Annotated in this window: 12 protein-coding genes; 3 read left to right on the top strand and 9 right to left on the bottom strand. The window is 72.6% G+C overall.

Features of this window, described 5'->3' with window-relative positions; translation table 11 throughout:
- Window positions 1-56: 56 nt before the first annotated feature.
- A complete protein-coding gene (locus C8046_RS07950) occupies window positions 57-560 on the bottom strand; it encodes a hypothetical protein (protein ID WP_109228973.1) in 504 nt (167 codons plus the stop codon).
- Window positions 561-745: 185 nt separating this feature from the next.
- Between C8046_RS07950 and C8046_RS07945 the strand changes: the two genes are divergently transcribed.
- From C8046_RS07945 to rlmB, 3 genes are all read left to right on the top strand, one after another.
- Window positions 746-1,228, top strand: a complete 483-nt coding sequence (locus C8046_RS07945; RefSeq protein WP_109228972.1) for a CarD family transcriptional regulator — start codon at window positions 746-748, stop codon at window positions 1,226-1,228.
- Window positions 1,229-1,334: 106 nt separating this feature from the next.
- Window positions 1,335-2,756 (top strand): cysteine--tRNA ligase, encoded by a 1,422-nt coding sequence (cysS, locus tag C8046_RS07940; RefSeq protein WP_109230830.1) that lies wholly within the window; start codon window positions 1,335-1,337, stop codon window positions 2,754-2,756.
- Window positions 2,757-2,758: 2 nt separating this feature from the next.
- Window positions 2,759-3,736, top strand: a complete 978-nt coding sequence (gene rlmB, locus C8046_RS07935; protein ID WP_109230829.1) for a 23S rRNA (guanosine(2251)-2'-O)-methyltransferase RlmB — start codon at window positions 2,759-2,761, stop codon at window positions 3,734-3,736.
- 96 nt (window positions 3,737-3,832) lie between these two features.
- On the opposite strand, the gene C8046_RS07930 is transcribed toward rlmB, so the two are convergent.
- From C8046_RS07930 to C8046_RS07895, 8 genes are all read right to left on the bottom strand, one after another.
- A complete protein-coding gene (locus C8046_RS07930; protein ID WP_109228971.1) occupies window positions 3,833-5,095 on the bottom strand; it encodes a DUF4032 domain-containing protein in 1,263 nt (420 codons plus the stop codon).
- A 59-nt stretch (window positions 5,096-5,154) separates the two neighbouring features.
- Window positions 5,155-5,934, bottom strand: coding sequence for an ABC transporter ATP-binding protein (locus C8046_RS07925; RefSeq protein ID WP_109228970.1), 780 nt, complete (start codon window positions 5,932-5,934; stop codon window positions 5,155-5,157).
- 163 nt (window positions 5,935-6,097) lie between these two features.
- A complete protein-coding gene (locus C8046_RS07920; protein WP_109228969.1) occupies window positions 6,098-7,225 on the bottom strand; it encodes an ABC transporter ATP-binding protein in 1,128 nt (375 codons plus the stop codon).
- A 315-nt stretch (window positions 7,226-7,540) separates the two neighbouring features.
- Window positions 7,541-8,542 carry a type IV toxin-antitoxin system AbiEi family antitoxin domain-containing protein gene (locus tag C8046_RS07915; protein ID WP_146197098.1) on the bottom strand — a complete coding sequence of 334 codons (1,002 nt, stop codon included), beginning with the start codon at window positions 8,540-8,542 and terminating at the stop codon, window positions 7,541-7,543.
- 396 nt (window positions 8,543-8,938) lie between these two features.
- On the bottom strand, window positions 8,939-9,772 hold the full coding sequence (gene otsB / locus C8046_RS07910; protein WP_109228967.1) for a trehalose-phosphatase: 834 nt from the start codon (window positions 9,770-9,772) through the stop codon (window positions 8,939-8,941).
- Window positions 9,765-11,279, bottom strand: coding sequence for an alpha,alpha-trehalose-phosphate synthase (UDP-forming) (locus tag C8046_RS07905; RefSeq protein ID WP_109228966.1), 1,515 nt, complete (start codon window positions 11,277-11,279; stop codon window positions 9,765-9,767). Before C8046_RS07905 ends, otsB begins: the two co-directional genes overlap by 8 nt.
- A 66-nt stretch (window positions 11,280-11,345) precedes the next feature.
- Window positions 11,346-12,500: a hypothetical protein gene (locus tag C8046_RS07900; RefSeq protein WP_109228965.1), complete on the bottom strand. Its 1,155-nt coding sequence runs from the start codon at window positions 12,498-12,500 to the stop codon at window positions 11,346-11,348.
- On the bottom strand, window positions 12,497-13,300 hold the full coding sequence (locus tag C8046_RS07895) for a hypothetical protein (RefSeq protein ID WP_109228964.1): 804 nt from the start codon (window positions 13,298-13,300) through the stop codon (window positions 12,497-12,499). The genes C8046_RS07900 and C8046_RS07895 overlap by 4 nt, the downstream gene beginning before the upstream one ends.
- Window positions 13,301-13,331: the final 31 nt, after the last annotated feature.

The raw sequence follows: 13,331 nt of genomic DNA, 5'->3' as shown, positions 1-13,331 counted from the left end.
GACGACGCCCGGCCGGGGAGACCCGGCCGGGCGTCGTCGTCGCGAGCGGAGGGCGGTTAGCCGCCGGCGCCCGCCGGCTGCACCTCGTACGGCTCGGGGACGAGATCGGCGTAGGCCTCGAGCGTGCCGTCGAGCACCGGGATGGGCAGGACGACCTCGCCGAGCGTCCGGGTGGAGAACGACATCTGGACGATCGCCCCGGGCCCGACGGGCACGTCCTGCAGGACGACGTCGTTCTCGCCCGTCCCGTTGAGCAGCACGGTGCTGCGGGGGTTGATGGTGAGGGTCTCGGACTCGCCGTCGACGAAGCCGAAGGTGAGCTCGACGCTCTCGGAGGTCATGTTCGTGAGGCCGCCGACGATCCGGGCGGGACCGCCCTCCGCGGCGGCGAGGACGAGGACGTTCTCGCCCTTGACCGAGTTCGAGCCCTCCCACGTGACGCGGGCACCGTCGCTCGAGGCGTACGGCTTCGTGGTCAGGACCGGCGAGCAGGCCGAGAGGACGAGGGCGAGGCCGCCGGCGACGACGCCAGTGGCGAGCCGGGTGACGGTGCGGGACATGCATCCTCCAGGCAGGACGTGAGCGGACCCCCTCACCGTACCGGGAGCGGGCGCACGACGCCGCACGTCACGTCCGCCCGGACCGGGCGGACAATTCGCTCCGACAGGGGTATTCGTGCAGGTGGGGCGGGAAGTCCTGCTCTTTACCCGTGGTAGACTAAGCCGTGGAAAGGGGAGTGCCCTAGATGTCTTTTGAGGTCGGCGAGACTGTTGTCTACCCGCACCACGGTGCGGCTCTCATCGAGAAGATCTCCACGCGCGTGCTGCGCGGCGAGGAGAAGATCTATCTCACTCTCAAGATCGCCCAGGGCGATCTGAAGATCGAGGTCCCGGCAGAGAATGTCGACCTCGTCGGCGTTCGCGACGTCGTGGGCCGCGAAGGGCTCGACAAGGTGTTCGAGGTGCTGCGCGCCGAGTACACCGAGGAGCCCACGAACTGGTCGCGTCGCTACAAGGCGAACGTCGAGAAGATCGCGTCGGGTGATGTCATCAAGGTGGCCGAGGTCGTCCGCGACCTCTCCCGCCGCGACACCAGCCGCGGTCTGTCGGCCGGCGAGAAGCGCATGCTCGCCCGGGCTCGCCAGATCCTGGTGTCCGAGCTCGCGCTCGCCGAGAAGACCGACGAGGACAGGGCCGAGGCCATCCTCGACGAGGTTCTCGCGTCCTGATCGACCATCGCCCCCGGCCTGACCGCCGAGGGCGCAGCGTGTCACCGACGAGGCCCGGAGCGGCTCCGCAGCGGCTCCGGGCCTCGTCGTCGCTAGGGTGGACGTCGTGACCCTGCACCTGTACGACTCCGCCACGCGCTCCGTGCGCGAGTTCATCCCCCTCACCCCCGGTCGGGTCGGGATGTACGTCTGCGGGGCCACGGTCCAGGGCGAGCCGCACGTCGGTCACCTGCGCTCCGCCGTCGCCTTCGACGTCCTCGTGCGCTGGCTGCGCCGCTCCGGCTACGACGTCACGCTCGTGCGCAACGTCACCGACATCGACGACAAGATCCTCACGAAGGCCGGGGAGGCCGACCGCCCGTGGTGGGCCTGGGCCTACACCCACGAGCGGATGTTCACCGCCGCCTACGAGGCGATCGGCATCGAGGCGCCGACCTACGAGCCCCGTGCCACCGGCCACGTCACCGACATGGTCGAGCTGATGACGCGGCTGGTCGAGCGCGGCCACGCCTACGTCGGTGACGCCGGCAACGTGTGGTTCGACGTGCGCTCGCTGCCCGAGTACGGCTCGCTGACCCGCCAGCTGCTGGAGAACCTCAGCGTCGACGGCAGCGCCGACGCCGCACCGGACAAGCGCAGTCCGCACGACTTCGCGCTCTGGAAGGCGCCGCGCGCCGCCGAGCCGGCGACGGCGTCCTGGGACACCCCGTACGGCCGCGGCCGGCCCGGGTGGCACCTGGAGTGCTCCGCGATGGCACGCCGCTACCTCGGCGAGAGCTTCGACATCCACGGCGGCGGCATCGACCTGCGCTTCCCCCACCACGAGAACGAGCAGGCCCAGAGCCGCGCGGCCGGCTACGGGTTCGCGCAGTACTGGCTGCACAACGCCTGGGTCACCTCCGGCGGCGAGAAGATGAGCAAGTCGCTCGGCAACTACCTGTCCGTGACGGCGGTGCTCGAGCGCACGGCGCCGGCCGTGCTCAGGTTCGCGCTCGCGGGCGTGCACTACCGCTCGACGGTCGAGTTCTCCGACGCCACGCTCGCCGAGGCGGCCGCGACCTGGGAGCGCCTGGTCGGGTTCGTGACGCGGGCCGCCGAGGCCACGGCGGAGGCGACCTCCGACGCCGTCGCGAGCGTCGAGCTGCCCGCGGACTTCGTCGCCGCGATGGACGACGACGTGAACGTCGCCGCCGCGATCGCCGTCGTGCACGAGCACGTCCGACGGGGCAACGCCGCCCTCGCGGCGGGAGAGTCCGAGGCGGCCGGGAGCGCGGCGCTGCAGGTCCGTGGGATGCTTGACGTTCTCGGCCTGGACCCGCTGGCGCACCTGTGGCACGGTGCGGACGGTTCGGGGGCCGTGCAGGACGCGCTGGGCTCGCTCGTGGAGAGCGTGCTGGCGCAGCGTCGGGCGGCGAGAGAAGCGAAGGACTGGACGCGCGCGGACGAGCTGCGCGACGTCCTGACGGCGGCCGGTGTCGTCGTCGAGGACGCGGCGGGCGGAGCCCGCTGGACGATCAAGGGACAGTGACGATGGCAGGAAACTCCCAGCGGCGGGGCGCGACGCGCAAGGCCGGCAGCAAGAAGGGCGCCACCGTCGGCTCCGGCGGCAACCGTCGGCAGGGTCTCGAGGGACGCGGCCCGACGCCGAAGGCCGTCGACCGTCCGTACCACCCGGCCGCGAAGCGCGCCGCTGCGGCCGCACGCCGCGACGAGAAGCGCCCCGCGAGCTCCCGCCAGGCCGGCCGCAGCCGCAGCTCGGCCCGCGCCGTCGGCGACGAGACGGTCTACGGCCGCAACTCGGTCGTCGAGGCGCTGCGCGCCGGCGTCCCGGCCAAGACGCTCTACGTGCTCTCGACGGTCGAGGCCGACGACCGTGTCCGCGAGATCCTCCGGCTCGCCCTGAACCAGGGCGTGCCCCTGATCGAGACGACCAAGGTCGAGCTCGACAACCTCGCCGAGCGCGGCATCCACCAGGGCGTGCTGCTCACTGTCGGCGAGTACGAGTACGCGGAGCCGGAGGACCTGATCGAGGCGGCGCTCGCCTCGAGGACGGCCGGTCTGATCGTGGCGCTCGACGGCGTCACCGACACCCGCAACCTCGGCGCGATCATCCGCTCGGCCGGTGCCTTCGGCGCCCACGGCGTCGTCGTCCCCGAGCGTCGCTCCGCGGGCGTGAACGCCGCCGCGTGGAAGACCTCGGCCGGTGCGGCCGCCCGGGTGCCCGTCGCCCGCGCGACCAACCTCACCCGCACGCTGCGCGACTTCCAGCAGGCCGGGTTCTTCGTCGTCGGCCTGGCCGGCGACGGCTCGACCCAGATCGGCGACCTCGACGTCGCCGACGGTCCCGTGGTGCTCGTGGCCGGGGCCGAGGGCAAGGGGCTGTCGCGCCTCGTGCGCGACACGTGCGACGTGATCGCCTCGATCCCGATCACCTCCAGCGTGGAGAGCCTCAACGCCTCCGTCGCCGCGTCGCTCGCGCTCTACGAGGTCGCGCGCGCTCGCGGCTGAGCTCAGGACCGGTAGCACGACGACGGGCGCCCACCTCGCGAGAGGTGGGCGCCCGTCGTCGTGCTCGGGGTGGTGCGGGTTCGGCCGACCCGGCTCTCAGCCGATGATCTCGTCGTCCTCGTCCAGCGCGCGGAGCGTGGCCGTGTCGAGGCCGAGGACCGCCTTCTCGTCCGGCCGGTGGCGCAGCACCTGGTCGATGTAGGTCGGCACCGCCTCGAGCAGCGGGAGGTCGCGCTGGGCCTCCTGCGAGCGGTACCAGCGGTGCTCGAGCAGCTCGTGGAAGATCTCCGCGGGCTCGAGCTTGCCGCGCAGCTCGCGGGGGACGGCGCGGATCGCTGGCTCGAAGATGTTCGTCAGCCAGTCGTGCGCGACGAACTCCTCGTCCTCGCCCTGGCGGTCCATGGCCGCCCGGTAGGCGTCCATGTCGTTGAGCAGCCGGCGGGCCTGGTTCTCCTGGACGTCCAGCCCCGTGAGACGCATGAGGCGGCGGTGGTGGTGCCCGGCGTCGACGACCTTGGGCTGGATGCGGATCCGGGTGCCGTCGACGTCCGTGGACATGTCGAGCTCGCCGACGTCGAACCCGAGGTGGTTGAGGCGGCTGATGCGGGACTGCACGCGCCACATGTCGCCCGGCTCGAACCACTCCGAGACCGTCAGCTCCTTCCAGAGCTCCTCGTAGCGCACGACGAGCATCTCGCCGACGGTGACGGTGTCGACCGAGGAGTCGAGGATCTCGCCTGCTTCCAGGTCCATCAGCTCGCCGATGACGTTGACGCGGGCGATCTCGAGGTCGTAGCCGCGCTGACCGTCGGTGAGGCGCTCCTGGAGGTCACCGGTCTCGGCGTCGACGAGGTAGGCGGCGAAGGCGCCGGCGTCGCGCCGGAACAGCGTGTTGGAGAGCGAGACGTCGCCCCAGTAGAAGCCGTTGAGGTGCAGGCGCACGAGCAGGACGGCCAGGGCGTCGATGAGGCGTGTCGCGGTGTCGGGTCGCAGGTACTGGCTGAACAACGCGCGGTAGGGCAGCGAGAACTGGAGGTGCTCGGTGATGAGGACCGAGTTGAGCTCCTCGCCGTCGCGGCTGCGGCGGCCGGTGATGACGCCGACCGGCTCGACGGAGGGGACGTCGATCCGCGAGAGCTGGCGGAGCAGCTCGTACTCGCGGTGGGCCACGGTCTCGCCGATCTCCTTGACGGCGATCACGCGCCCCGAGAGCTTGACGAACCGGACCACGTGGCGCGACAGCCCGCGGGGGAGCGCGGCCAGCACCTCCTCCGGCCACTCCTCCAGCGGGATGTGCCACGGGAGCGTGAGGAGCGCGGGATCGGGGGAGGCTGCGGTGATCTGCAGACGGTTCGACACGGGAGGTCCTTCGGGGAGCCGGGGTGGGGCGTCGCGACGTGGCCGGGGGTGGCCGGTGGTCAGCGCAGTCGCTGGGCCGTCAGCGGGGCCGCGGCGGCGAGATCGGCCACGACGGGGTGGGCCGGGGCCGCGAGGATCTCCGAGAGGGGACCGCTCTGGACGAACACGCCGTCGGCGAGCGCGTGCACCGTGGGGCACAGGCGGTCGACCGACTCGAGGTCGTGGGAGACCAGCAGCACGCTGATGCCGAGGTCGACGGTCAGCTCCTTGACGCGGCGCAGGACCTCCGAGCGCAGGCCGGGGTCGATCGCGGTCAGCGGCTCGTCGAGGATGAGGACGTCGGGGCGGGTCGCCAGGGCGTGGGCGAGGGCGAGGCGCTGGCGCTCGCCGCCCGACATCGTGATGATGCGGCGACCGATGAAGTGCTGCTCGAGGGCGACGAAGTTCAGCAGCCCCTCGATCGTGGTGCCGTGCGTCCGGCCCGCCTTGCGGGCGTCCTTGAGCGCGCCCTTGAGGTACGCCTCGGCGGTGAGGCGCGGGTCGGTGGTGGGGACGCCGTCCTGGGAGACCCGGCGGACCTCGCCGGCGAAGATCTTGCGGTCGCCGCGGCGCAGCTTGCTCACGGTGCGGCCGCGGAAGGTCACGGACCCGGCGTAGGGCGTGATGATCCCCATGAGGGCGCGGACGATCGTCGACTTGCCGGCGCCCGAGGGCCCGACGATGCCGACGGGGGCGTCCTTGCGCGCGATCGTGAGGTCGATGCCGCGGAGGACCTCCTCGCCCAGGTACCCGGCGCGGAGGCCGCTGGCGACGATGATCGGTTCAGCTGTGTGAGCCATGGGTCCATTCTCCCGTACCGCGGGGGTGGGGCGTGCGGACGTCCGGGCGAGGCGACGACGTCGGTGTCGTCGGGTGCTGCACGAGGCTCGCGGGGCCGGACGTGCCGCGAGGGCGGCCCCGGTGACGGGACCGCCCTCGCGGTGGTGCTGGGTGGGGCTGGCGTCAGTTGGGCAGACGCAGACCCGAGGCGGACGCGAAGTGGTGCTGCTCGCCCTGGCGGATCTTGACCCAGAGACGCGAACCCTTGGCCGGGACGCGGCGCGGGTCGACGCGCACGATGATCTGGGCCTGACCGGCGCCCGAGGAGATGTGCTCGGCAGCCTCGCCGCCGCCGGCCAGCTGGCCGTAGACGAACGCGTCGGAGCCGAGCTCCTCGACGAGGTTGACCTCGACGGGGAAGGCGCCCTCGGAGCCCTCGTCGCTGACGTCCAGCGACTCCGGGCGGAAGCCGAGGTTGATCTTGCCGCCGTCGGCGTCGCTGACGCCGGCGAGGGTCTCGCGGGAGAGCGGGATGCTCGCCGGGCCGAGCTTGGCGGCGCCGTTCTCGATGTGGAACTCACCGATGTTCATGGCCGGCGAACCGATGAAGCCGGCGACGAAGATGTTGGCGGGCGTGTCGTACATCTCACGCGGCGTGCCGACCTGCTGGAGCAGGCCGTCCTTGAGGACCGCGATGCGGTCGCCCATGGTGAGGGCCTCGGTCTGGTCGTGCGTGACGTAGACCGTGGTGACGCCGAGACGACGCTGGAGCGAGGCGATCTGCGTACGGGTCTGCACGCGAAGCTTGGCGTCGAGGTTCGACAGCGGCTCGTCCATGAGGAACACCTGCGGCTGACGGACGATGGCGCGGCCCATGGCGACACGCTGACGCTGACCACCGGAGAGGGCCTTCGGCTTGCGGTCGAGGTACTGCTCGAGGTCGAGGATCTTGGCAGCCTCCTCGACGCGCTGACGGATCTCCGGCTTCGGGGTGCCGGCGATCTTCAGGGCGAAGCCCATGTTGTCGGCGACGGACATGTGCGGGTACAGCGCGTAGTTCTGGAACACCATCGCGATGTCGCGGTCCTTCGGCTGCACGTCGGTGACGTCGCGGTCGCCGATCAGGATGCGGCCGGAGTTGACGTCCTCGAGGCCGGCGAGCATGCGCAGCGAGGTGGACTTTCCGCAGCCGGAGGGGCCGACGAGGACGAGGAACTCGCCGTCCGCGACCTCGAGGCTGAGGGCGTCGACCGAGGGGCGAGTGGCCCCGGGGTAGATGCGGGTGGCGTTGTCGTAGGTGACGGTAGCCATAGGTGATCGCAATCCCTTCACCGGCAGGTACGTGCCGGACGATCCGTTGTGAAGAGTGGCAGTGCGTCTGCGCTGACACGCCTCGCGGTGCGCTGCTCGGCCGTGGCCGACGCTCGTGAGGCGGAGCCATTGTGCCACAGACGGAGTGGTGGCGCTGTGAGGTCGGTCACTCGCCGGGGCGGGTGTGACCGCGCCCTTGTGGTCGCGCAGGTGGTTTGAACGCGCCCTTGTGGTCGTGATCGGCGTCGTACAGCGACCACAAGGGCACGGTGGGCGAGGCGACGTGACCGCAAGGGCGCGGTCCGGGTGCCCGACTCACGCCGCAGCGGCCCGTGCAGGCACCCAGTGCCGTGCCTCGAGCGCCCGGCGAACCTCGCGGATCATCTGCCCCCGCGGTCCGAGGTGATGGCCGCGGTACCGGAGCGTCGTGCCGAAGGCATCGATCGAGAGGGTGTTGTCGCGCGACTCCTCGACGCCGGCCAGCCCGGGCGGGTGGTACTCCCTGCCGTCGAGCTCGATGAGCAGCCAGCTCCCGTCGGGCAGCTTGAAGCCGATGTCCGCGCGGGCGAGGACCCGGCCGAAGGAGTCTCGGAAGGTCACCTGGATGTCGGTCGGGGTCAGCCCGGCGGCGACGAGGTCGTAGTAGGCCCAGGACTCCAGCGGCGATTCGCGCCGTCCGTCCACCAGCCGCCACACGTCCCAGATCTTCCTGGCGCCTCGCCGACGGGAGGCGAGCGAGCTGACCCGCTCGAGGTCGCCGACGTCGATGACCCCTCGGTGCAGCGCGCTGTCCAGCAGACCCAGAGCTGTCCGCGCGTCCACCTCGACGATCGCCTGCGCCAGTGCCCGGTCGGCCGTGACGACCCGGAATCCGTTCACGTGAGTGATCGAGTCGCCGGGCACGAAGCGTCGGCAGACGACCTCGGCCCGCTTCTTCCGTCCGCTCGCGTCCGGTTTGGTCACCTGCGGGGGAGTGTTCAGCGGGACACCCCACACCCCGAACAGCGCCAGTGCCGAGAGCCCGACGGCGATCGCGTCCGGACCTCGCGCCACCAGGCCGAGGACCGCTGACCGCGTCAGGCGTTCGGCCGGGTGGAGCTGGTCCGGGGGAACGGCTCCGACGTCGACGACGCCGCGCGCGACCGAGCGCCAGCGGCGCTTCTCGACGCGGTTCCGCACGGTGGAGCGGGTGACGCCGTGATCCCTCAGCTGGGCGACGGAGAGGATTCCGAGCTGTCGCACGGCGACCTCTCGAAGCGCGCCGACCAGGAGGTCGTCAGGTACGAGACGGAGAACGGGAAGGGTGGTGGGGGACATCGGTGAAGACCACCCGACGTCGACGCCGCGCGCCAGGGCGTCCGGAGCAGGCGGGGATCGAGGCCACACGTTCGTGTCCTGGGGACAGTCGACGTGCGTGCCAGGTCACCGAGGCGAATGACACGCGCGCCACCCGCGCTCGGTGGTTGTGGCGTCCCCGACTGCGCCCGCGTGGTCGCGATCCGCCACGTACAGCGACCGCGAGGGAGCGGTCGGGTCGGCGTCGCGACCACAAGGGAGCGGTCGGATCGTTCTCGCGACCAGGAGGGCGCGTCGGGCCGTTCGAGCGCGCCCCTGTGGTCGTGATTCGACGCCTGCAGCGACCACAAGGGCACGGTCGACCAGCCCCTGCGACCACAAGGGCGCGGCCGGCTTGCGCGCCGGGGCGCCCCGGTGTCAGGCCCGCGCGGCGATCAGCGCGCGCACCAGGTCCACGACGGCGGGCTCGTCGGCGATCCGGAGCGTCGCCGCGGTCTCCCCGTGACCCACCTTGACGCCGAGGTCGTCCACGCCGAGCGAGAGGAGCGCGTTCTCGTCGGTCGTGTCGTCACCGGCGAACACGACGGCGACCTCGCTCGCCTCGACCCCCGCCCGGGCGGCCACGCTCTCGCGGACCCACGCCACGCCGTCGGCCTTCGTCACCGAGCGCACCGCCAGCTCGACCACGGACTTGCCCACGATCGCGTGCACACCGTCCCAGGAGGCCGGCCCCTCGACCGCGCGGTCGGTCGCCGCCGCGGCCTCGGGGGCCTCCGCGGTGCGTGTGTGGAGCACGCGCGCGAACGTCTTGCGCTCGACCCAGACGCCGGGGGTGTCCCCGGCGATCGCGGTGAGCGCCTCGTCCAACCGTTCCAGGAGGTCGGACTCGGCGGCGTCGGCGTCCAGCGGGTCCGTGACCACGCCCGAGTCCTCGACGTGACCGTGCTCGGCCCCGTGCGACGCGGCCAGCAGGGTGCCCACCGGCGGCGACGCGAGCGTCACGAGATCGACGAGGCGTCGTCCGGAGACCAGCGCCAGCGTCGTGGCCGGCAGGGCGGCGAGCGCCGTGAGGGCCTCGGCCGCGCCGGGGGCCATCGTCACGCCCATCGGGTCGTCGCCCAGGGGGGCGAGCACGCCGTCGAAGTCGAGGGCGACGGCGAGGTGCGCCGACGACGCGACGCGAGCCACGGCGTCGTGCACCTCCGAAGCGGAGGCGAACGCCTCACCCGGCACCACGGGCGCCTCAGACATGGCTGTCCCGCGCCGGCGTCGCGCGCAGCGTCCCGAGGAACGAGGCGGCCCAGGACTGCACGTCGGAGTCGATGACCCGACGGCGCAGCGATCTCATCCGCCGTCGCTTCTCCCGGGAGCTCATCGAGATGGCCTCCATGATCGCCCGCTTGAGGCCGTCGATGTCGTGCGGGTTGATGATGAGCGCCTGGCCCAGCTCGTCGGCGGCACCGGCGAACTCGCTCAGCACCAGCACGCCGTCGAGGTCGGTCCGGGCGGCGATGTACTCCTTCGCCACCAGGTTCATGCCGTCGCGGAGCGCCGTGACGAGCATGACGTCGGCCGCCCGGTACATCGCGACCATCTCCTCCAGCGGGTAGGAGTGGTGCATGTAGTGGATGGCGGCCTTGCCGAGGGCGCCGTGGTCGCCGTTGATGCGGCCGACCGTCACCTCGACGTCGTCGCGCAGCACCTTGTACCGCTCCACCTGCTCGCGGGAAGGGCTGGCCACCTGGACGAGCGTCACGTCGGGCACGCTCACCGAACCGTCCTCGAGGAGCTCGCCGAAGGCTTTGAGGCGGTGCCGGATGCCCTTGGTGTAGTCGAGACGGTCGACGCCGAGCAGCATGACGGCGGGATCGCCGAGCTCGCGCCGGATCTGGGCCGCCCGCTCGATCACCTCAGGCGTCTCGGCCAGCGCGGCGATCGCCGTCGTGTCGATGGAGATCGGGAACGCGGCGATGCGCACGTGGCGCTCGGGGCGCGTCCACCGGCCACCGACCGTGACGACCTGGCCGCGGGTGGTGAGGTCCGTGTGGCGACGGACCGAGCGCAGGATGTTCGCGGCGTCGCTGACCCGCTGCGTGCCCACGAGGTCCGCGCCGAGCATGCCCTCGACGACCTGCTTGCGCCACGGCAGCTGGGAGAAGATCTCCGGCGGCGGGAACGGGATGTGGAGGAAGAAGCCGATCTTCAGGTCGGGCCGCAGCGCTCGCAGCAGGCTCGGGACCAGCATCAGCTGGTAGTCCTGCACCCACACGGTCCCGCCCGGGGCCGCGGCCTTGGCGGCCGCCGTCGCGAACCGGCGGTTGACCGTGACGTAGGAGTTCCACCAGGCGCGGTGGAACTCGGGGTCGACGACGGCGTCGTGCAGCAGCGGCCACAGGGTGCCGTTGGAGAAACCTTCGTAGTACGCCTCGACCTCGGTCGCGCTGAGGTCCACCGGGACCATGAAGATGTCGTCGTCGTCGAACGCGTCGAGCTCGAGGTCGGGGGTGCCGGCCCAGCCCACCCAGGCGCCGTCGGCGTCTCGCATGATCGGCGCGAGCGCGGTGACCAGGCCGCCGGGCGCCCGCGTGGTCTCGATGCCGGAGTCGGTGACCGTCACGTCGACGGGGAGGCGGTTCGCGACGACGACGAGGTCGTACTCGCCCGCCGTCCTGGTGCCGGTCGGGTCGGTGGGGGAGGCAGGGTCGGGGTCGGGGACCGTGCCGCCGGTGGTCGTGTGGTCTGCGGCTGCTGTACTCACACCCTCCACCGTAGGCGGCGGGTGGGGTGGCGGCGAGCGTTGGCGGGGTCGGTGGCCCGTTCCGGCTCAGATCTGCGCGTGGTGGAGGGCGACGGCGATCGCCGTGTCGAGCGGGTCCGCCGCCTCGTGCACGACCAGATCGGGGCCCCACCACGACGCCAGGGCCGTCCCGCCGCGGGTGACGGTGCGGGTCAGCCGGTCCTGCGGCAGCACGCTCCACGTCCGGCCATCCAGCGTGAGGTCGACGGCGGTGGCGGGCCGGCCGGCGACGGCGTCACGGGCGCGTCCCAGGAGTCCCCGATCGGTCTCGGGCGCGTCGCCCGGCGCCGTGGGCGACCCGCCCGGTGCCAACTCGGCCGTCCGGGTGGCCCCGGACAGGTGCACCGTCACCCGGGCCGACCCCGACCGGCCGCCGAGGAGCGGGACGGTCACCGTCGCCGTCGGCACGGCAGGCCCCCAGGCGGTGGTGGTCCAGGTCCGGCCGCCGTCGGCGGTCTCGCGCCCGCTGACCCAGACGTCACCGTGCGGGCACCGGTGGAGCTGCTCGGCCGGTGCGCCGTCCGGTCCGACCGGGAATCGCGGGCCTCCGGTCGGGGCGAGCGGGTCCTGCGGGAGGGGCTCCACGCCCGCCTCGCCGGCGAAGGCGGAGGTGATCGTCGTCTCCTCGGCCACCAGCGACAGCGTCGCCACGGCGAGGTGGTCGAGCGGGGTCAGCTCCGCCGTCGCGCTGATCCGGCCCTTGACCATGGTGGCGATCTCCGACTCGCCCCGGCGGAAGGAGAACGTCCGGCCGCGGGTGGTCCGCACCGACCAGAGCGTCTCGCCGAGGGTCAGCGGGTGCGCGTTCTCCTCGCGGCTCGTGACCTGTCGGACCCACCAGGCAGGGTTGGTCAGCTCCGAGACGGCCCGCCCCACGCGCGCGGTCATCGCCTCGGGCGGCGGCGTGCCGAGGAATCCCTCGAGGATCCGGTCCGGCAGGAGGGCCCGGACGGGGAGGGGGGAGGCCAGGTGACGGCCCTGCGGCGAGCCGAGGAGCGTCGGAACCCCCGCCCCCCACAGCTCCAGGGCGTCGGGGCCGCGCTGGTCGTGACCGCGCAGCGTCATCGAGATCGGGGCGGTGCCGGTGTCGATCCGCTGCTGGGCGGGGAGGCCGAGCCGCCCGAGGTCGGGGGCGGCGGGACCGACGGATCCGCCCGGTCCGCCCCCGGTGACGGGGGTCATCGCTCGGTCGACCGGGGAACCAGCTCGCCCACGGCACGGAACGTCTCCGAGGGCGAGAGCCGCCGGAAGCGCAGGGCGGTCGTCGGAGGGAGGGGCTCCGGGCCGACGGGCTCGGCGGGAAGCGCGCGCTGCCACAGCCCCTGGGGGCCGGCGTCGACGACGGCGACCGCCCTGACGGCCAGCTGGTCGCCCTGACGCCAGGAGCAGGTCACGCGCCACGCGCGGCGCTCGAAGGTCAGGAGCTCGGCGAGCCGAGGGGGGATGCCCGGGGTCTCGCCGATCGCACCCAGGGTCTCGGCCGCCCCGTCCAGGAGGCTGCCGCCGGCGTCGAGCCTCGCCTCCAGGGCGCCGCGGGTGGCGAGCGCGGCGTCGAGGGCCCCGACGGTCGAGTCGACCTCGGGCTCGCTCTCGCTGCTTCCCTCGGTGCTCAGCCCCAGCGTGGCGGCGAGCCAGGTCGGCAGGAGCCGGGGGTCCAGCAGCGCGTACTCCTTCTCCTCCGTGCCCGGCCACCCCTGCACGGTCCAGCACAGGGTCGAGGTCAGCAGGGCGCCGTGGGTCGAGACCCCGTCCCGTCCGGAGATCTCGACGTCGATCGAGATCTCCGCCTGCGTGAGCTGCGCGACCAGCTCGGCGAGGAACTCCACCGGTGCTCCCGAGCGCAGGAGGCCGGCGTCGGTCAGCTCGCGCTCGGCGTCGGCGCGCCCCGCCGGAACCGGCTGCCCGTGCAGGAGGTGGGTGACGACGTCGAGGTGCTCGTGCGTGAGCCGCGCGCGCTGGCGGCCCGAGTCGATCGTGGGCATGGCGGGGGCCTTTCGGGGGCTGAGGACGGAT

Source organism: Serinibacter arcticus (assembly GCF_003121705.1).
Taxonomy (GTDB): Bacteria; Actinomycetota; Actinomycetes; order Actinomycetales; family Beutenbergiaceae; genus Litorihabitans.
The sequence above is the reverse complement of the archived record's forward strand: the minus strand, read 5'-3'. Positions and strand labels throughout refer to the sequence as shown.